The organism is Endozoicomonas sp. 8E, from assembly GCF_032883915.1.
In the GTDB taxonomy this organism is placed as follows: Bacteria; Pseudomonadota; Gammaproteobacteria; order Pseudomonadales; family Endozoicomonadaceae; genus Endozoicomonas_A.
This window is the reverse complement of sequence record NZ_CP120717.1, coordinates 3,556,226-3,577,992: the sequence shown is the minus strand read 5'-3', so window position 1 is coordinate 3,577,992 and position 21,767 is coordinate 3,556,226. Positions and strand designations below refer to the sequence as shown.

At 47.9% G+C, this 21,767-nt stretch carries 5 protein-coding genes; all 5 read right to left on the bottom strand.

Going from position 1 to position 21,767, the window contains the following annotated elements:
* Positions 1 to 160: 160 nt before the first annotated feature.
* Entirely contained in the window at positions 161 to 5,350 is a 5,190-nt protein-coding gene (locus P6910_RS11735; protein WP_317146423.1) for a hypothetical protein, read from the bottom strand.
* A 254-nt stretch (positions 5,351 to 5,604) separates the two neighbouring features.
* Entirely contained in the window at positions 5,605 to 10,878 is a 5,274-nt protein-coding gene (locus tag P6910_RS11730; protein WP_317146422.1) for a hypothetical protein, read from the bottom strand.
* Between the two features lie 188 nt (positions 10,879 to 11,066).
* Positions 11,067 to 16,256: a hypothetical protein gene (locus P6910_RS11725; RefSeq protein ID WP_317146421.1), complete on the bottom strand. Its 5,190-nt coding sequence runs from the start codon at positions 16,254 to 16,256 to the stop codon at positions 11,067 to 11,069.
* Positions 16,257 to 16,444: 188 nt separating this feature from the next.
* Positions 16,445 to 19,438 (bottom strand): hypothetical protein, encoded by a 2,994-nt coding sequence (locus P6910_RS11720; protein ID WP_317146420.1) that lies wholly within the window; start codon positions 19,436 to 19,438, stop codon positions 16,445 to 16,447.
* Positions 19,439 to 19,443: 5 nt separating this feature from the next.
* Entirely contained in the window at positions 19,444 to 21,546 is a 2,103-nt protein-coding gene (locus P6910_RS11715; protein ID WP_317146419.1) for a hypothetical protein, read from the bottom strand.
* Positions 21,547 to 21,767: the final 221 nt, after the last annotated feature.

Here is a 21,767-nt window from a genome sequence, read left to right as displayed (position 1 = left end):
GTGAATCCATTCGCTAGTGGAAAAAATTCGCACGTCATCCGGCTTAGGCCTGATGATTCACGTTTGCGCTAGATTTTATAGCACCGCACTGCCGAGCTTTCCATAAACGGAGTTGGCAGACAGTTTTTTTTAGAAGCCTTATCAGACGACACAAGTCTTTTTATAAAATACTCCCACACCCATCAAGCAACTCCAGTTCCTGACAACCCTGATAAACATCAGGATCAACATCGGATAATAAAGGGTCTTGCTTTTTTAACTGTTCTATTTTTCTGCACGCCCTTTGCCGCCATTCTCCCAGTATGTGAGTAGCGCTATCGATTTTGGCTTTTTTAAGGAGGGTCACTGTATGCATAAGCTCCATTTCGCTCTCATACTCCTCCAGTAAATTCAGTATTTCGCTGCCAAAGATTTCTGTCTGGTTCAGCTTTAACCATAAACTGCCAAACGCCTGTTTTTGTGGTTCCAATTCATTCTCTGGCTGATAGGCTTCAGCTTGCCTGGATTGAACGTTATCCAGTTTCTGCCATTGATCTGCAGTCAAATAATAGTGTTCAGATATCCCGGTGATTTTCAAAACAGTCCTGAACTGCTCCTCTGACCAGTTGCTAATGGCCATTTTTTCATCCTGTATTTCCAGCTGTGGCATTGGGTAGCGATAGGTCTGAACATCATCACCCGACACTTCAACCTCAAGCCACTGCCCTTTGACGGTAAAAGACATCTTATTGAGGTTCTGCATCAAGACAGAGATATAGCTCAGGGCCAACTGTTGTCCTGATTGGATAAGTCCGGAGACAGGTATCTCAACATGATTGTTGTCGGTCGTTTGCATCCCGGACAGAAAGTGATCGGGAATATCGTTATCCCAGGGTAGAAGACTATGGGTTTTGAACAGCGCTTCAAACAGTATCTGGATGCCTTCTTTGGTGATGTCATGGGTTTTTAGTTGCAGGCAGGCTTCAAGCAGCTTCTTCAACCAATGGGAAGAATGCTCTCTGCTGAGTTTTTGCAGGGCGCTCAACGAGGGAAACAGATCGAATACAGCCTGGGCATGGCTGGCATCCAGAAAACGCAGCTGATCATCCTTTGTTAAGGGTTGCAGGATTTCCAGATAGAACCTTTGCATATATTCGAGTTTCAGCACTCCTGACAATGGTTGCAACAGAGCTGAATACTGCTCCCATAGTCTTTTATCCGGCAATGACTTCAACCGCTTGGCAAAATAGACAAAACGCTCCCTGTCTTCATCGCAAGAACACAGTAACATTGCTCTATTTAACACGCGCAAAGGCACGGCTTTCATTGAATGACGCCACAAAAAATGCCGATCCTGTTGATTAGCCTGAAGGTAGCGTTTGACGCTTTTTCCTCCAGAAGAAGATAAAAATCCTATCAATGATTCCAGCATTAGAAGCGTTTCAGTCTCTTTATGCAATTGGCAGAACTGTTTTAAAACCTTCCATTTTAGCGACCAGTCTGGCTTAGGGGTGGAAAGATAAAGAACGACTGTTTTTATCTGGCGATTGTATTTATCATCTCCTTCGTTATCCGGCTTGCTGTGTTCTCCGGTAAGTTCTGTAAGCAGTAACTGTTTCAGTTGTGTTTCCCGGTGTTGCAGCATCTTGATAGCAGGTAGCCCTTCTGATACCCAGAGCCTGGGCATGATTTGTAGTTGCCTGTGATTGGGCGCCCGCCGGCAACCTATCCAGTCCAGCACTTTTTTCACAGGCTCATGTTTGGGCAAGCCTCGGCCGTGATTCATGGACGAGAAAACGCGGAACAACTTTATATTGAGCTCGCTCCCCTTGTGTTTCCATTGAGACCAGCCGAGCACCTCTTTCACTTTCTCATGTTTGAGCATACCTCTGCTACTGTTCATGGACGAAAAGGCTCGGAACAGCTCCATACTGAACTCGCCATCCTTGTGTTTCCATTCAGGCCAACCCAACATCTCTTTCACTTCCTTTTGTTTGAGCATGCCTTTGCCACTATTCATGGACGAGAAGGCGCAGAACAGCTCCATATTGAACTCGCCATCCTTGTCTTTCCATTCAGGCCAGCTCAGCACCTCGTTCACTTCCTCTTGTTTGAGCATGCCTTTACCACTGTTCATGGATGAGAAGGCGCGGAACAGCTCCATATTGAACTCGCCATCCTTGTCTTTCCATTCCGGCCAGCCCAGCACCTCTTTCACTTCCTCATGTTTAATCATGCCCTTACTGCTATTCATGGATGAGAAAGAGCGGAACAGCTCCATATTGAACTCGCCATCCTCATCTTTCCATTCCGACCAGCCCAGCACCGCTTTCACTTCCTCATGCTTGAGCATGCCTTTACCACTGTTCATGGATGAGAAGGCGCGGAACAGCTCCATACTGAACTCGCCATCCTTGTCTTTCCATTCAGGCCAGCCCAGCACCTCTTTCACTTGCTCATGTTTGAGGATGCCTTTGCCATGATTCATAGATGAGAAAGCGCGGAGCAGCTCCGTGCTGAACTCGCCATCCTTGTCTTTCCATTCCGGCCAGCCCAGCACCTCGTTCACTTCCTCATGTTTAATCATGCCCTTGCTGCTATTCATGGACGAAAAGGCGCGGAACAGCTCAATGTTGAACTCGCCATCCTTGTCTTTCCATTCTGGCCAGCCCAGCGCCTCTTTCACTTGCTCATGTTTGAGGATTCCTTTGCCATGATTCATAGATGAGAGGGTGCGGAACAGCTCCATACTGAACTCGCCATCCTTGTCTTTCCATTCCGGCCAGGCCAGCACCTCTTTCACTTCCTTTCGTTTGAGCATGCCTTTACCATTGTTCATGGATGAGAAGGAGCGGAACAGCTCCATACTGAACTCGCCATCCTTGTGTTTCCATTCCGGCCAGCCCAGCACCTCTTTCACTTCCTTTTTTTTGAGCACGCCTTTACCATTGTTCATGGATGAGAAGGAGCGGAATAGCTCCACACTAAACTCGCCATTCTTGTCCTTCCATTCCGGCCAGCCCAGCACCTCTTTCACCTCCTTTTTTTTGATCACGCCTTTACCATTGTTCATGGATGAGAAGGAGCGGAAAAGCTCCATACTGAACTCGCCATCCCTGTCTTTCCATTCCGACCAACCCAGCACCTCTTTCACTTCCTTTTGTTTGAGGATGCCTTTGCCATGATTCATAGACGAGAAGGAGCGGAACAACTCCATACTGAACTCGCCATCCTTGTCTTTCCATTCCGGCCAGCCCAGCACCTCTTTCACTTCCTCATGTTTAATCATGCCCTTGCTGCTATTCATGGATGAGAAGGCGCGGAACAGCTCCATATTTAACTCGCCATCCTTGTCTTTCCATTCCGGCCAGCCCAGCACCTCTTTCACTTCCTCTTGTTTGAGCATGCCTTTGCCATGATTCATAGACGAGAAGGAGCGGAACAGCTCCATAATGAACTCACCATCCTTGTCTTTCCATTCCGGCCAGCCCAGCACCTCTTTCACTTCCTTTTTTTTGAGCACGCCTTTACCATTGTTCATGGATGAGAAGGAGCGGAACAGCTCCATACTGAACTTGCCATCCTTGTCCTTCCATTCAGGCCAGCCCAGCACCTCTTTCACTTGCTCATGTTTGAGCATTCCTTTGCCATTGTTCATTGACGAGAAGGATCGGAACAACTTCGTATTAAACTCGCCGTCCCTGCCTTTCCATTCTGGCCAGCCCAGTATTGCTTTCACTTGTTCATGTGTTGGCACGCCTTTGCAATTATTCATGGAAGAGAAAGAAGTCACTGCATCTAAACTCGCTAAATATTCGAGTTCACTCAGGCTACGTTCTGCGAAACTACGGATATGTTTTTTTTTATCACCCAGCATGCCGGTCAGCATGCCTGTATTTTTGACGTTTTCAGAAAGGTGCCCAAAAAAAGCGGCGGCATTATCGAAGAAGCCATTAAAAGAATCTCTATCTACGAAACCAAGCAGCTTATAAAAAGTGTTTTTTACGGTAATGTTTTTTTTCTTGAATACCGCCATCAGGGTTTGCACTTTTTTCAGCTCTTCCTGATTTAATTCGTACTTGATATTTGCTTTTATTTTTTCCAATGGGTCATCGGGGATCTGAGTGTCTGCCGGTTTCTTTTTTTTGGCCGCTGGTTCAGCAACAGCGGTTGAATTTTTTCTCTTTCTAGCCGGGCCCTTCTTTTTTTTCCGAGCAGGTTCTGATGAATCCGGTTCTGCTTCTTCCCGGATTCGTCTTACCCTTTTGTTACCTTGAATGCCCGAAAGGCACTTGTCGCACAACAACGCTGAAGCTGCTGTCTGATTTGCTACACGCTCTAATTCCTGTGGATTCAATGCCTTGTCACACTTCGAACAAGCGACAACCGAATGTCCGGTATCCTGCTCAGCTGAGGGTTTCAGTGGGTCATCGCCTCCACGACCATTGGCGCCTGTCGAACCGGTTCCCTTGTTACGGGCAGCAGATCCACTTGTCTGGCCGGTCTGAACTGTTGGTGCGGTCGTTGATGCTTTGGTCGTTCGGGAGGATTGGTTCTTTTTCCCGTTGCCCATCTGCCTGCCAGAATATTTGCCAGAAACCATCTCACGGTAAACTCTGAGTTCCTGACCATTCTCTGCCAGCCATGTCTGAAGCAGCCCCGGTTGAATCGTGCCAGGGTCCGATCTTTCCAGATCAAGAAGATCGGCTTCAATCACCATGATCCGGTCTGACAAAATCCGGGCCAGCCTGGTCTGGCCTGTCATAATTGCCCATAGTCGTTTGATTCGTAATATTAGAAGCAGTTGTCTTTTTTGCTGCAGACAAGTTTGGACAGGATCAGGAACAAGGGTAAGGACAGGTTGGCGCTCTGGTTCAGGACTCCTGCTGTTTCCGTCAGGTGGCTTATCGCCATCATCTCCTACTGCGGCGCCCCTGGTGATCAGACCATTAGAAGTGTTCTCCAGAACTTCAGGGGGCACGTAAAACTCCAACAACTCGTTCCCACGCTCCGGAGGGTGTCGCAAAACTCCAACAGCTCGTTCCCATGCTCTGAGGTCGTCATTCCCGCGAAGGCTGGAATCCAGCGCCAACGGTGGATCCCTGCCTTCTCGGGGATGACAAGGCCAGGGGGGCACCGGGCAGTAGGGTTCTGGTGGTGAGTCAGTGTGGATTCCCGCCTTCGCGGGAATGACGAGAATGAAGCCGGGAATGACGAGAATTAAGCCGGGAATGACGGGTGTCAACTCGTGACACCCTCGAAGAGGATCGGGCTGTTCAGGTACAGCTAACTTATGGGAATACAGGAAATGAGCTGGTAGCGGGCTTGAGCCGACTAATTCCAATGCATGCAGCGAATCCCCAAACAACATCGTCACTAGCAGAAGCAGTGATCGGACCATCGAGCAGGCAGCTTTTTTTTGTTGTGAGCGTCTCATAGATCCAGGCTAATAAAATCAGCTTCTGTGAATCCATTCGCTAGTGGAAAAAATTCGTACGTCATCCGGCTTAGGCCTGATGATTCACGTTTGCGCTAGATTTTATAGCACCGCACTGGCAAGCTTGCCATAAACGGAGTTGGCAGACAGTTTGTTTTTATAAGTTTTATCAGACGACAAAAGTCTTTTTATAAAATACTCCCACACCCATCAAGCAACTCCAGTTCCTGACAACCCTGATAAACATCAGGATCAACATCGGATAATAAAGGGTCTTGCTTTTTTAAACGCTCTATTTTGCTGCACGCCCGTTGCCGCCATTCTTCCAGTACGTGAGTAGCGCTATCGATTCTGGCTTTTTTAAGGAGGGTCACTGTATGCATAAGCTCCATTTCGTTCTCGTACTCCTCCAGTAAATTCAGTATTTCGCTGCCAAAAATTTCTGTCTGGTTGAGCTTCAACCATAAACTGGCAAATGGCTGTTTTTGTGCTTCCAATTCATTCTCTGCCTGATAGGCTTCAGCTTGCCTGGATTGAACGTTATCCAGTTTCTGCCATTGATCTGCAGTTAAATAATAGTGTTCAGATATCCCGGTGATTTTCAAAACAGTCCTGAACTGCTCCTCTGACCAGTTGCTGATGGCCATTTTTTCATCCTGTATTTCCAGCTGTGGCATTGGAAAGCGGTAGTTTTGAACTCCGTCACCTGGCACCTCAACCTCAAGCCACTGCCCTTTGACGGTAAAAGACATCTCATTGAGGTGCTGCATCAACACGGAAATATAGCTCAGGGCTAACTGTTCTCCTGATTGAATAAGTCCGGAGACAGGTATCTCAACATGGTTGTTGTCGGTCGTTTGCATCCCGGACAAAAAGTGATCGGGGATATCGTGATCCCAGGGGAGAAGACTATGGGTTTTGAGTAACGCTTCAAACAGTATCTGGATGCCTTCTTTGGTGATGTCATGGGTTTTTAGTTGCAGGCAGGCTTCGAGCAGCTTCTTCAACCAATGGCAAGAATGCTCTTTGCTGAGTTTTTGCAGAGCACTCAACGAGGGAAACAGGTCAAACACAACCCGGGCGTGGCTGGCATCCAGAAAACGCAGCTGATCATCCTTTGTTAAGGGTTGCAGGATTTCCAGATAGAACCTTTGCATAGAGTCGAGTTTCAGTACCGCCGATAATGGTTGCAACCGGGCTGAGTACTGCTCCCATAGTCTTTTATCCGGCAATGACTTCAACCGCTTGGCAAAATAGACAAAAAGCTCCCTGTCTTCATCGCAAGAACACAGGAACATTGCTCTATTTAACACGTGCAAAGGCACGGCTTTCATTGAATGACGCCACAAAAAATGCTGATCCAGTTGATTAGCCTGAAGGTAGCGTTTGACGCTTTTCCCTCCAGAAGAAGATAAAAATCCTATCAATGATTCCAGCATCAGAAGCGTTTCAGTCTCTTTATGCAATTGGCAGAACTGTTTTAAAACCTTCCATTTTAGCGACCAGTCTGGCTTAGGGGTGGAAAGATAAAGAACGACTGTTTTTATCTGGCGATTGTATTTATCCTCTCCTTCATTAACCGGGTTGCTGTGTTCTCCGGTAAGTTCTGTAAGCAGTAACTGTTTCAGTTGTGTTTCCCGGTGTTGCAGCATCTTGATAGCAGGTAGCCCTTCTGATACCCAGAGCCTGGGCATGATTTGCAGTAGCCTGTGATCGGGCGCCCCCCGGCAACCTATCCAGTCCAGCACTTTTTTCACAGACTCATGTTTGGGCAAGCCTTGGCCGTGATTCATGGACGAGAAAACGCGAAACAGCTTTATATTGAGCTCGCCACCCTTGTGTTTCCATTCAGACCAGTCGAGCACCTCTTTCACTTTCTCATGTTTGAGCATACCTCTGCTACTGTTCATGGACGAAAAGGCTCGGAAAAGCTCCATACTGAACTCGCAATCCTTGTGTTTCCATTCAGGCCAACCCAACATCTCTTTCACTTCCTTTTGTTTGAGCATGCCTTTGCCACTATTCATGGACGAGAAGGCGCAGAACAGCTCCATACTGAACTCGGCATCCTTGTCTTTCCATTCCGGCCAGCCGAGCACCTCCTTCACTTGCTCATGTTTGAGGATACCTTTGCCATGATTCATAGATGAGAAGGCGCGGAAAAGCTCCATATTTAACTCGCCATCCTTGTCTTTCCATTCCGGCCAGCCCAGCACCTCTTTCACTTCCTCTTGTTTGAGCATGCCTTTGCCATGATTCATAGACGAGAAGGAGCGGAACAGCTCCATAATGAACTCACCATCCTTGTCTTTCCATTCCGGCCAGCCCAGCACCTCTTTCACTTCCTTTTTTTTGAGCACGCCTTTACCATTGTTCATGGATGAGAAGGAGCGGAACAGCTCAATGTTGAACTCACCATGCTTGTCTTTCCATTCCGACCAGGATAGCACCTCTTTCACTTCCTCCTGTTTGAGCAAGCCCCTGCCATGATTCATAGACGATAAGGAGCGGAACAGCTCCATATTGAACTCGCCATCCTTGTCCTTGCATTCCGGCCAGCCCAGCACCTCTTTCACTTCCCTGTGTTTGAACATGCCTTTCTGACTATGCATGGATGAGAAGGAGCGGAACAGCTCCATATTGAACTCGCCATCCTTGTCTTTCCATTCCGGCCAACCCAGCACCTCTTTCACTTCCTTTTTTTTGAGCACGCCTTTACCATTGTTCATGGATGAGAAGGCGCGGAACAGCTCCATATTTAACTCGCCATCCTTGTCTTTCCATTCCGACCAGCCCAGCACCTTTTTCACTTCCTCATGTTTAATCATGCCCTTGCTGCTATTCATGGAGGAGAAAGCGCGGAACAGCTCAATGTTGAACTCGCCATCCTTGTCTTTCCATTCCGGCCAGCCCAGCACCTCTTTCACTTGCTCATATGTGGGCAAGCCTTTGCCACTATTCATTGACGAGAAGGACCGGAACAGCTTCGTATTAAACTCGCCATCCTTGTCTTTCCATTCCGACCAGGCCAGCACCTCTTTCACTTGCTCATGTTTGAGGATGCCTTTACCATTGTTCATGGATGAGAAGGAGCGGAAAAGCTCCATACTGAACTCGCCATTCATGTCTTTCCATTCAGGCCAACCCAACATCTCTTTCACTTCCTTTTGTTTGAGCATGCCTTTGCCACTATTCATGGATGAGAAGGAGCGGAAAAGCTCCATACTGAACTCGCCATCCTTGTCCTTCCATTCCGGCCAGCCCAGCACCTCTTTCACTTCCTTTTGTTTGAGAATGCCTTTGCCATGGTTCATAGACGAGAAGGAACGGAACAACTCCATACTGAACTCGCCATCCTCGTCTTTCCATTCCGGCCAGCCCAGCACCTCTTTCACTTCCTCTTGTTTGAGCATGCCTTTACCAATGTTCATGGATGAGTAGGAGCGGAACAGCTCCATACTGAACTCGCCATCCTTGTCCTTCCATTCCGACCAGGCCAGCACCTCTTTCACTTCCTCATGTTTGAGCATGCCTTTACTACTGTTCATGGATGATAAGGAGCGGAACAGCTCCATACTGAACTCGCCATCCTTGTCTTTCCACTCTGGCCAGCCCAGCACCTCTTTCACTTGTTCGTGTTTCAGCATGCCTTTGCCACTATTCATGGACGAGAAGGATCGGAACAACTTCGTATTAAACTCACCATCCCTGTCTTTCCATTCTGGCCAGCCCAGTATTGCTTTCACTTCCTTATTTGTGGGCACGCCTTTGCCATTATTCATGGACGAGAAAGAAGTCACTACCTCTAAACTCGCTAAATATTCGAGTTCATCCTGGCTACGCTCTGCAAAACTACGGATATGTTTTTTGCTATTATTCAGCATGCTGGTCAGCATGCCTGTATTTTTGACGTTTTCAGAAAGATGCCCAAAAAAAGCGGCGGCATTATCGAAGAAACCATTAAAAGACTTTCTATCTACAAAACCAGACAGCTTATAAAAAGTGTTTTTTACAGTGATGTTTTTTTTCTTGAATACTGCCACCAGGGTTTGCACTTTTTCCAGCTCTTCCTGACTTAATTCGTACTTGATATTTGCTTTTATTTTTTCTAACGGATCATCGGGAATTTGAGTGTCTGGCGGTTTCTTTTTTTTGGCCGGTGGTGCATTAGCAGCTGCTTTTGAATTATTTCTCTTTCTACCTGACTCCTTCTTTTTTTTCGGATCGGGCTCTGGTGAATCCGGTTCTGCTTCTTCCCGGATTCGTCTTGCCCTTTTGTTACCTTGAATGCCCGACAGGCACTTGTTGCACAACAACGCTGAAGCTGTTGTCTGATTTGCTACACGTTCTAATTCCTGTGGATTCAGTACTTTGTCACATTTTGAACAAGTGACAATTGAGTTACCCGTATCCTGCTCAGCTGATGGACTCAGTGGGTCATCGCCTCCACGACCATTGGCGTCTGTCGAACCGGTTCCCTTGTTACGGGCAGCAGATCTGCTTGTCTGGCCGGTCTGACCTGTTGTCGCGGTCGTTGATGTTTTGGTCATTCGGGAGGATTGGTTCTTTTTCCCGTTGCCCACCTGTCGGCCAGAATATTTGCCAGAAACGGTCTCACGGTAAACTCTGAGTTCCTGACCGCTCTCCGCCAGCCATGTCTGAATCAGCCCCGGTTGAATTCTGGCAGGGTCTGACCTTTCCAGATCAAGAAGATCGGCTTCAATCACCATAATCCGGTCTGACAAAATCCGGGCCAGCGTGGTTTGGCCTGTCATAATTGCCCATAGTCGTTTGATTTGTAATATTATAAGCAGTTGCTTTTTTTGCTGCAGACAAGTTTGGACAGGATCAGGAATAAGGGTAAGGACAGGTTGGGGCTCTGGGTCAGGACTCCCGCTGTTTCCGTCAGGTGTCTTATCGTCATCATCTCCTACTGCGGCGCCCTTGGTGATCAGACCATTAGAAGTGTTCTCCAGAACTTCAGGGGGCACGTAAAACTCCAACAACTCGTTCCCACGCTCCAGAGGGTGTCGCAAAACTCCAACAGCTCGTTCCCATGCTCTGAGGTCGTCATTCCCGCGAAGGCGGGAATCCAGCGCCAACGGTGGATCCCTGCCTTCTCGGGGATGACAAAGCCAGGGGGGCACCGGGCAGTACGGTTCTGGTGGTGAGTCAGTTTGGATTCCCGCCTTCGCGGGAATGACGAGAATGAAGCCGGGAATGACGAGAATGAAGCCGGGAATGACGAGAATTAAGCCGGGAATGACGGGAGTCAACTCGTGATACCACCGAAGAGGATCGGGCTGTTCAGGTTCAGCTAACTTATTGGAATACAGGAAATGAGCTGGTAGCGGGCTTGAGCCGACTAATTCAAGTGCATGCAGCGGCCCACCCAATATTATCGTCACCAGCAGTGATCGAACCCTCGATAAGGCCATTTTGTTTTTTTGTGAGCGTTTCATAGATCCAGGCTTAAAAAATCAGCGTCTGTGAATCCATTCGCCATTGGGAAAAATTTGTGCGTCGTCCGGTTAAGGCCTATTGATTGACGTTTGCGGCAAACTTTATAGCAGCTCACTGGCGAGCTTGCCATCAACGGAGTTGGCAGACGGTTTGTTTTTAGAAGCCTTATCAGACGACACAAGTCTTTTTAGAAAATACTCCCACACCCATCAAGCAACTCCAGTTCCTGACAACCCTGATAAACATCAGGATCAACATCGGATAATAAAGGGTCTTGTTTTTTTAACTCTTCTATTTTTCTGCACGCCCTTTGCCGCCATTCTTCCAGTATGTGAGTAGCGCTATCGATTCTGGCTTTTTTAAGGAGGGTCACTGTATGCATAAGCTCCATTTCACTCTCGTACTCCTCCAGTAAATTCAGTATTGCGCTGCCAAAAATTTCCGTCTGGTTCAGCTTTAACCATAAACTGCCAAACGCCTGTTTTTGTGGTTCCAATTCATTCTCTGGCTGATAGGCTTCAGCCTGCCTGGATTGAACGTTATTCAGGTACGGGGTCAGCGATTCTCTAATTTCATCGGGGCATTCTGTATCTGATGTTTCGATTCTGTCTCTCAGTGTGCAAAGCATGGATTCAGGCAGTCTCTCTTTATGATGGTCAAAGGATTTCCAGGTGACGGGTTTGATGACCATTCCTTCCTTGATCAGAATAACCAGAATATGAATGGGTAAAGGGTTGAAGGCGGTCGCTTCATCCAGACTCTTTGCCCTTGGCTCTTTGTTTGCGGCGAGTCTGGCTTTACGTCTTTGGACGTATACCGGGTTATCCGGGTTTGAATGTTTCTGCCATTGATCTGGAGTCAAATAATAGTGTTCAAATATCCCGGTGATTTTCAAAAAAGTCCTGAACTGTTTTTCTGACCAGTTGCTGATGGTCATTTTTTCATCCTGTATTTCCAGCTGTGGCATTGGATAGCGATAGGTCTGAACATCATCACCCGGCACCTCAACCTCAAGCCATTGCCCTTTGAGGGTAAAAGACATCTCATTGAGGTTCTGCATCAACACTGCGATATAGCTCAGGGCCAACTGTTCTCCTGATTGGATAAGTCCGGAGACAGGTATTTCAACATGGTTATTGTCGGTTGTTCGCATCCCGGACAGAAAGTGATCGGGAATATCGTTATCCCAGGGTAGAAGACTATGGGTTTTGAGCAGCGCTTCAAACAGTATCTGGATGCCTTCTTTGGTGATGTCATGGTTTTTTAGTTGCAGGCAGGCTTCAAGCAGCTTCTTTAACCAATGGGAAGAATGCTCTTTGCTGAGTTTTTGCAGGGCGCTTAACGAGGGAAACAGGTCGAATACAACCCGGGCATGGCTGGCATCCAGAAAACGCAGCTGATCATCTTTTGTTAAGGGTTGCAGGATTTCCAGATAGAGCCTTTGCATAGAGTCGAGTTTCAGCACCGCCGATAATGGTTGCAACAGGGCTGAGTACTGCTTCCATAGCCTTTTATCCGGCAATGACTTCAGCCGCTTGACAAAAAAGACAAAACGCTCCCTGTCTTCATCGCAAGAACACAGAAACATTGCTCTATTTAACACGCGCAAAGGCACGGCTTTCATTGAATGACGCCACAAGAAATGCCGATCCCGTTGATTAGCCTGAAGGTAACGTTTGACGCTTTTACCTCCAGAAGAAGATAAAAGCCCTATCAATGATTCCAGTATCAGAGCCGTTTTAGTCTCTTTATGGTATTGGCAGAACTCTTTTAAAACCGTCCATGTCAGTGACCAGTCTGGCTTAGGGGTGGAAAGATAAAGAGCGAGTGTTTTTATCTGGCGATTGTATTTATCATCTCCTTCATTATCCAGGTTGCGGTGTCCTCCGGTAAGCTCTGTAAGCAGTAACTGTTTCAGTTCTGTTTCCTGATGTTGCAGCACCTTAGTAGCAGGTAGCCCTGCTGATATCCAGAGTCTGGTCATAATGTGCAGTAGCCAATGATCGGATGCCTCTCGGTAACCTATCCAGCCCAGTACTTTTTTCACATCCTCATGTTTGGGTAAGCCCAGGCGATGATTCATGGACGAGAAGGTGCAGAACAACTTCATATTGAACTCTCCATTCTTGTGTTTCCATTCCGGCCAGCCGAGTACATCTTTCACTTCCTTTTGTTTGGGCATGCCTCTTGTGGCGTGCATAGACGAAAAAGAACGGAACAACTCCATGTTGAACTCACCATCCTTGTCTTTCCACTCCGGCCAGCCCAGCACCGCTTTCACTTGCTTGTGTTTGAGCATTCCCTGGCTACTGTTCATGGACGAGAAGGATCGAAACAACTTCGTATTAAACTCGCCATCCTTGTCTTTCCATTCCGGCCAGTCCAGCACCTCTCTCACTTCCTTTTGTTTGAGCATGCCTTTGCCGTGATTCATAGACGAGAAGGAGCGGAAGAACTCCATACTGAACTCGCCATCCTTGTCTTTCCATTCCGGCCAGCTGAGCACTTCTTTCACTTGCTCACGTTTGAGCATACCCTTGCCAAAATTCATAGACGAGAAGGAGCGGAACAGCTCCATACTGAACTCGCCATCCTTGTCTTTCCATTCCGTCCAGCCCAGCACCTCTTTCACTTGCTCATGTTTGAGGATGCCTTTACCACTGTTCATGGATGAGAAGGAACGGAACAGCTCCGTACTGAACTCGCCATCCTTGTCCTTCCATTCCGGCCAGCCCAGCACCTCTTCCACTTCCTTTTGTTTGAGCATGCCTTTGCCATGATTCATAGACGAGAAGGAGCGGAACAGCTCCATACTGAACTCGCCATCCTTGCCTTTCCATTCCGGCCAGCCCCGCACCTCTTTCACTTCCTTATGTTTAATCATGCCCTTGCTGCTATTCATGGATGAGAAGGAGCGGAACAGCTCCATACTGAACTCGCCATACCTGTCTTTCCATTCCGGCCAGCCCAGCACCTCTTTCACTTCCTTTTGTTTGAGCATGCCTTTGCCACTATTCATGGATGAGAAGGAGCGGAACAGCTCCATACTGAACTCGCCATACCTGTCTTTCCATTCCGGCCAGTTCAGCACCTCTTTCACTTGCTCATGTTTGAGCATGCCTTTGCAATGATTCATAGATGAGAAGGCGCGGAACAGTTCCATACTGAACTTGCCATCCTTGTCTTTCCATTCCGGCCAGCCCCGCACCTCTTTCACTTGCTCATGTTTGAGCATGCCTTTGCCATGATTCATAGATGAGAAGGCGCGGAACAGCTCCATACTGAACTTGTCATCCTTGTCTTTCCATTCAGGCCAACCCAGCACCTCTTTCACTTGCTCATGTTTGAGCATGCCTTTGCCATGATTCATAGACGAGAAGGCACGGAACAGCTCCATACCGAATTCGCCATCCTTGTCCTGCCATTCCGGCCAGCCCAGCACCTCTTCCACTTGCTCATGTTTGAGCATGCCTCTGCCAATATTCATGGACGAGAAGGCCCGGAACAGCTCCATACTGAACTCGCCATCCTTGTCCTGCCATTCCGGCCAGCTCAGCACCTCTTTGACTTTCTCATGTCTGGGCAGGCCCTGACCATGATTCAGGCACGAGAAGGCGCGGAAAAGCTCCGTATTGAATTCGGCATTCTCATCTTTCCATTCTGGCCAGCCCAGGATTGCTTTCACTTCCTTGTGTGTGGGTACGCCTTTGTTATTATTCATGGACGAGAAGGAAGTCAAGAGATCCAAACTTGCTAAATATTCGAGTTCGCTCTGGCTACTTTCGGCAAAACTACGGATATGTTTTTTTCTATTATGTAGCATGCCGGTCAGCATGCCTGTATTTTTGAAGTTTTCAGAAAGGTGCCCAAAAAAAGCGGTGGCATTATCAAAAAAGCCATAAAAAGAATTTCTCTCTACGAAACCAAGCAGCTTATAAAAAGTGTCCTTTACAGTGATGTTTTTTTTCTTGAATACCTCTATCAGGGTTTGCGCTTTTTCCAGCTCTTCCTGACTTAATTTGTACTTGATATTTGCTTTTATTTTTTCCAATGGGCCATCGGGGATCTGAGTGTCTGCCGGTTTCTTTTTTTTGGCCGCTGGCTCAGCAACAGCGGTTGAATTTTTTCTCTTTCTACCCGGGCCCTTCTTTTTTTTCGGAGCGGGTTCTGGTGAATCCGGTTCTGCTTCTTCCCGGATTCGTCTTACCCTTTTGTTACCTTGAATGCCCGACAGGCACTTGTTGCACAACAACGCTGAAGCTGTTGTCTGATTTGCTACACGTTCTAATTCCTGTGGATTCAGTACTTTGTCACATTTTGAACAAGTGACAATTGAGTTACCCGTATCCTGCTCAGCTGATGGACTCAGTGGGTCATCGCCTCCACGACCATTGCCGTCTGTCGAACCGGTTCCCTTGTTGCGGGCAGCAGATCTGCTTGTCTGGCCGGTCTGACCTGTTGTCGCGGTCGTTGATGCTTTGGTCATTCGGGAGGATTGGTTCTTTTTCCCGTTGCCCACCTGTCGGCCAGAATATTTGCCAGAAACCATCTCACGGTAAACTCTGAGTTCCTGACCATTCTCTGCCAACCATGTCTGAACCAGCCCCGGTTGAATCGTGCCAGGGTCTGATCTTTCCAGATCAAGAAGATCGGCTTCAATCACCATAATCCGGTCTGACAAAATCCGGGCCAGCGTGGTTTGGCCTGTCATAATTGCCCATAGTCGTTTGATTTGTAATATCATAAGCAGTTGCTTTTTTTGCTGCAGACAAGTTTGGACAGGATCAGGAATAAGGGTAAGGTCAGGTTGGGGCTCTGGGTCAGGACTCCCGCTGCTTCCGTCAGGTGGCTGATCGCCATCATCTCCTCCGGCGGCGCCCCTGGCGATCAGACCATTAGAAGTGTTCTCCAGAACTTCAGGGGGCACGTAAAACTCCAACAACTCGTTCCCACGCTCCGGAGGCTGTCGCAAAACTCCAACAGCTCGTTCCCATGCTCTGAGGTCGTCATTCCCGCGAAGGCGGGAATCCAGCGCCAACGGTGGATCCCTGCCTTCTCGGGGATGACAAGGCCAGGGGGGCACCGGGCAGTAGGGTTCTGGTGGTGAGTCAGTGTGGATTCCCGCCTTCGCGGGAATGACGAGAATGAAGCCGGGAATGACGAGAATTAAGCCGGGAATGACGGGAGTCAACTCGTGACACCCTCGAAGAGGATCGGGCTGTTCAGGTTCAGCCAACTTATTGGAATACAGGAAATGAACTGGTAGCGGACTTGAGCCGACTAATTCCACTGCATGCAGCGGCCCACCCAATATTATCGTCACCAGCAGTGATCGAACCCTCGATAAGGCCGTTTTGTTTTTTTGTGAGCGTTTCATAGATCCAGACTTAAAAAATCAGCGTCTGTGAATCCATTCGCCATTGGGAAAAATTTGTGCGTCGTCCGCCTCAGGCCTATTGATCGACGTTTGCGGCAGACTTTATAGCACCGCACTGGCAAGCTTGCCATAAACGGAGTTGGCAGACAGTTTGTTTTTAGAAGCTTTATCAGACGACAAAAGTCTTTTTAGAAAATACTCCCACACCCATCAAGCAACTCCAGTTCCTGACAACCCTGATAAACATCAGGATCAACATCGGATAATAAAGGGTCTTGTTTTTTTAACTGTTCTATTTTTCTGCACGCCCTTTGCCGCCATTCTTCCAGTATGTGAGTAGCGCTATCGATTTTGGCTTTTTTAAGGAGGGTCACTGTATGCATAAGCTCCATTTCGCTCTCATACTCCTCCAGTAAATTCAGTATTTCGCTGCCAAAGAATTCTGTCTGGTTCAGCTTTAACCATAAACTGCCAAACGCCTGTTTTTGTGGTTCCAATTCATTCTCTGGCTGATAGGCTTCAGCTTGCCTGGATTGAACGTTATCCAGTTTCTGCCATTGATCTGCAGTCAAATAATAGTGTTCAGATATCCCGGTGATTTTCAAAACAGTCCTGAACTGCTCCTCTGACCAATTGCTGATGACCATTTTTTCATCCTGTATTTCCAGCTGTGGCATTGGAAAGCGGTAGTTTTGAACTCCGTCACCTGGCACCTCAAGCCATTGGCCTTTGACGGTAAAGGACATCTCGTTGAGGTTCTGCATGAGCACAGCGATATAGCTCAGGGCCAACTGTTGTCCCGATTGGATAAGTCCGGAGACAGGTATCTCAACATGGTTGTTGTCGGTCGTTTGCATCCCGGACAAAAAGTGATCGGGGATATCGTGATCCCAGGGTAGAAGACTATGGGTTTTGAGTAACGCTTCAAACAGTATCTGGATGCCTTCTTTGGTGATGTCATGGGTTTTTAGTTGCAGGCAGGCTTCGAGCAGCTTCTTCAACCAATGGCAAGAATGCTCTTTGCTGAGTTTTTGCAGAGCACTCAACGAGGGAAACAGGTCAAACACAACCCGGGCGTGGCTGGCATCCAGAAAACGCAGCTGATCATCCTTTGTCAAGGGTTGCAGGATTTCCAGATAGAGCCTTTGCATAGAGTCGAATTTCAGCACCGCCGATAAAGGTTGCAACCGGGCTGAGTACTGCTCCCATAGTCTTTTATCCGGCAATGACTTCAGCCGCTTGACAAAAAAGACAAAACGCTCCCTGTCTTCATCGCAAGAACACAGGAACATTGCTCTATTTAACACGCGAAAAGGCACAGCTTTCATTGAATGACGCCACAAAAAATGCCGATCCTGTTGATTAGCCTGAAGGTAGCGTTTGATGCTTTTCCCTCCAGAAGAAGATAAAAGCCCTATCAATGGTTCCAGCATCAGAACCGTTTTAGTCTGTTCATGAAATTGGCAGAACTCTTTTAAAACCGTCCATGTTAGTGACCAGTCTGGCTTAGGGGTGGAAAGATAAAGAGCGACTGTTTTTATCTGGCGATTGAATTTTTCGTCATCTTCTTCATCCTCTGAATCGCTATTGTATTCGTCATTTTCCTCATTATCCGGGCTGTTATGTTCTCCAGTAAATTCCGTAGACAGCCACTGTTTCATTTGTGTTTCCCGATGTTGAAGCACTTCAATAGCAGGTAGCCCCTCTGATTTCCAGAGTCTGGACATAATCTGCAATAGCAGATGATTGGGTGCCCCCTGGTAACGTATCCAGCCCAGCACTTTTTTCACAGGCTCATATTTGAGCAAGCTCCGGCCATTATTCATGGACGAGAAAGCGCGGAACAACTTCATATTGAACACGCCATCTTTGTGTTTCCATTCCGGCCAGTTCAGCACCTCTTTCACTTTTTCATGTTTGAGCATGCCTTTGGTATTTTTCATGGACGAGAAGGCGCGGAACAGCTCCATATTGAACTCGCCCTTGTCTTTCCATTCCGGCCAGCCCAGCACCTCTTTCACTTGCTGATGCCCGAGCACACCCTGACCATGATTCATCGACGAGAAAGCGCGTAATAACTTCGTATTGAACACACCATCTCTGTCTTTCCATTCCGGCCAGCCCAGCACCTCTTTCACTTGCTTATGTTTGAGCATGCCTTTGCCATGATTCATAGACGAGAAGGCGCGGAACAGCGCCACATTGAACTCGCCATCCTTGTCTCTCCATTCCGGCCAGCCCAGCACCTCTTTCACTTCCTCTTGTTTGAGCATGCCTTTGCCATAATTCATAGATGAGAAGGCGCGGAACAGCTCCATACTGAACTCGCCATCCTTGTCTTTCCATTCCAGCCAACCCAACATCTCTTTCACTTCCTTTTGTTTGAGCATGCCTTTGCCACTATTCATAAACGAGAAGCCGCGGAACAGCTCCATACTGAACTCGCCATCCTTGTCTTTCCATTCCAGCCAGGCGAGCACATCTTTCACTTGCTCATGTTTGAGCATGCCTTTGCCATGATTCATAGGCGGGAAGGTCTGGAACAGCTCCATAACGAACTCGCCATCCTTGTCTTTCCATTCCGGCCAGCCCAGCACCTCTTTCACTTGCTCATGTTTGAGCATGCCTTTGCCATGATTCATAGATGAGAAGGAACGGAACAGCTCCATATTGAATTCGCCATCCTTGTCCTTCCATTCCGGCCAGCCCAGCACCTCTTTCACTTCCTTTTGTTTGAGCATGCCTTTGCCGTTATTCATAGACGAGAAGGCGCGGAGCAGCTCCATACTGAACTCACCATCCTTGTCTTTCCATTCCGGCCAGCCCAGCACCTCTTTCACCTGCCCATGTTTGAGCATGCCTTTGCCATTGTTCATGGATGAGAAGGCACGGAACAGCTCCATACTGAACTCGCCATCCTTGTCTTTCCATTCCGGCCAGCCCAGCACCTCTTTCACTTGCTCATGTTTGAGCATGCCTTTGCAATGATTCATAGATGAGAAGGTGCGGAACAGCTCCATACTGAACTCGCCATCCTTGCCTTTCCATTCCGGCCAGCCCAGCACCTCTTTCACTTGCTCATGTTTGAGCATGCCTTTACCATTGTTCATGGATGAGAAGGCACGGAACAGCTCCATACTGAACTCGCCATCCTTGTCCTTCCATTCCGGCCAGCCCAGCACCTCTTTCACTTCCTTTTTTTGAGCACACCTTTACCATTGTTCATGGACGAGAAGGCGCGGAACAGCTCAATACTGAACTCGCCACCCTTGTCTTTCCATTCCGGCCAGCCCAGCACCTCTTTCACTTGCTCATGTTTGAGCATGCCTTTGCCATTATTCATAGACGAGAAGGGGCGGAGCAGCTCCATACTGAACTCACCATCCTTGTCATTCCATTCCGGCCAACTCAGCACCTCATTCACTTGCTCATGTTTGAGCATGCCTTTGCCATTGTTCATGGATGAGAAGGCGCGGAACAGCTCCATACTGAACTCACCATCCTTGTCTTTCCATTCTGGCCAGCCCAGCACCTCTTTCACTTCCTCATGTTTGGGTACGCCGTGGCCATTATTCATGGACGAGAAAGAGCGGAACAGTTCGATATTGAACTCGCCATCTTTGCCTTTCCATTCAGACCAGCCCAGTATTGCTTTCACTTGCTCATGTGTAGGCACGCCTTTGCCATTATTCATGGACGAGAAAGAAGTCACTACCTCTAAACTCGCTAAATATTCGAGTTCATCCTGGCTACGCTCTGCAAAACTACGGATATGTTTTTTGCTATTACCCAGCATACTGGTCAGCATGCCTGTATTTTTGATGTTTTCAGAAAGATACCCAAAAAAAACGATGGCATTATCGAAGAAACCATTAAAAGACTTTCTATCTACAAGACCAGACAGCTTATAAAAAGTGTTTTTTACAGTGATGTTTTTTTTCTTGAATACCGCCACCAGGGTTTGCACTTTTTCCAGCTCTTCCTGACTTAATTCGTACTTGATAATTGCTTTTATATTTTCTAGCGGATCATCGGGAATTTGAGTGTCTGGCGGTTTCTTTTTTTTGACCGCTGGTTCAGCAGTAGCTGTTGAATTTTTTCTCTTTCTACCCGGGCCCTTCTTTTTTTTCGGAGCGGGTTCTGGTGAATCCGGTTCTGCTTCTTCCCGGATTCGTCTTACCCTTTTGTTACCTTGAATGCCCGACAGGCACTTGTCGCACAACAACGCTGAAGCTGTTGTCTGATTTGCTACACGTCCTAATTCCTGTGGATTCAATGCCTTGTCACACTTCGAACAAGCGACAACTGAATTTCCGGTATTCTGCTCAGCTGAGGGTTTCAGTGGGTCATCGCCTCCAAGACCATTGGCGCCTCTCGAACCGGTTCCCCTGTTACGTGCAGCAGATCCGCTTGTCTTGCCAGTCTGACCTGTTGTTGCGGTCGTTGATGCTTTGGTCGTTCGGGAGGATGAATTCTTTTTCCCGTTAGCTGTCTGTCGGCCAGAATATTTGCCAGAAATCATCTCACGGTAAACTCTGAGTTCCTGACCATTCTCTAACAGCCATGTCTGAACCAGCCCCGGTTCAATCGGGCCAGGGTCTGACCTTTCCAGATCAAGAAGATCGGCTTCAATCACCATAATCCGGTCTGACAAAATCCGGGCCAGTGTTGTTTGGGCTGTCATAATTGCCCATAGTCGTTTGATTTGTAATATTATAAGCAGTTGCTTTTTTTGCTGCAGACAAGTTTGGACAGGATCAGGAACAAGGGTAAGGTCAGGTTGGGGCTCTGGGTCAGGACTCCCGCTGTTTCCGTCAGGTGGCTTATCGCCATCATCTCCTACTGCGGCGCCCCTGGTGATCAGACCATTAGAAGTGTTCTCCAGAACTTCAGGGGGCACGTAAAACTCCAACAACTCGTTCCCACGCTCCGGAGGCTGTCGCAAAACTCCAACAGCTCGTTCCCATGCTCTGAGGTCGTCATTCCCGCGAAGGCGGGAATCCAGCGCCAACGGTGGATCCCTGCCTTCTCGGGGATGACAAGGCCAGGGGGGCACCGGGCAGTACGGTTCTGGTGGTGAGTCAGTGTGGATTCCCGCCTTCGCGGGAATGACGAAAATGAAGCCGGGAATGACGAGAATTAAGCCGGGAATGACGGGAGTCAACTCGTGACACCCTCGAAGAGAATCGGGCTGTTCAGGTACAGCTAACTTATGGGAATACAGGAAATGAGCTGGTAGCGGACTTGAGCCGACTAATTCCAATGCATGCAGCGAATCCTCAAACAACATCGTCACTAGCAGAAGCAGTGATCGGACCATCAAGCAGGCAGCTTTTTTTTGTTTTGAGCGTCTCATAGATCCAGGCTAATAAAATCAGCTTCTGTGAATCCATTCGCTAGTGGAAAAAATTCGCACGTCATCCGGCTTAGGCCTGATGATTCACGTTTGCGCTAGATTTTATAGCACCGCACTGCCGAGCTTTCCATAAACGGAGTTGGCAGACAGTTTTT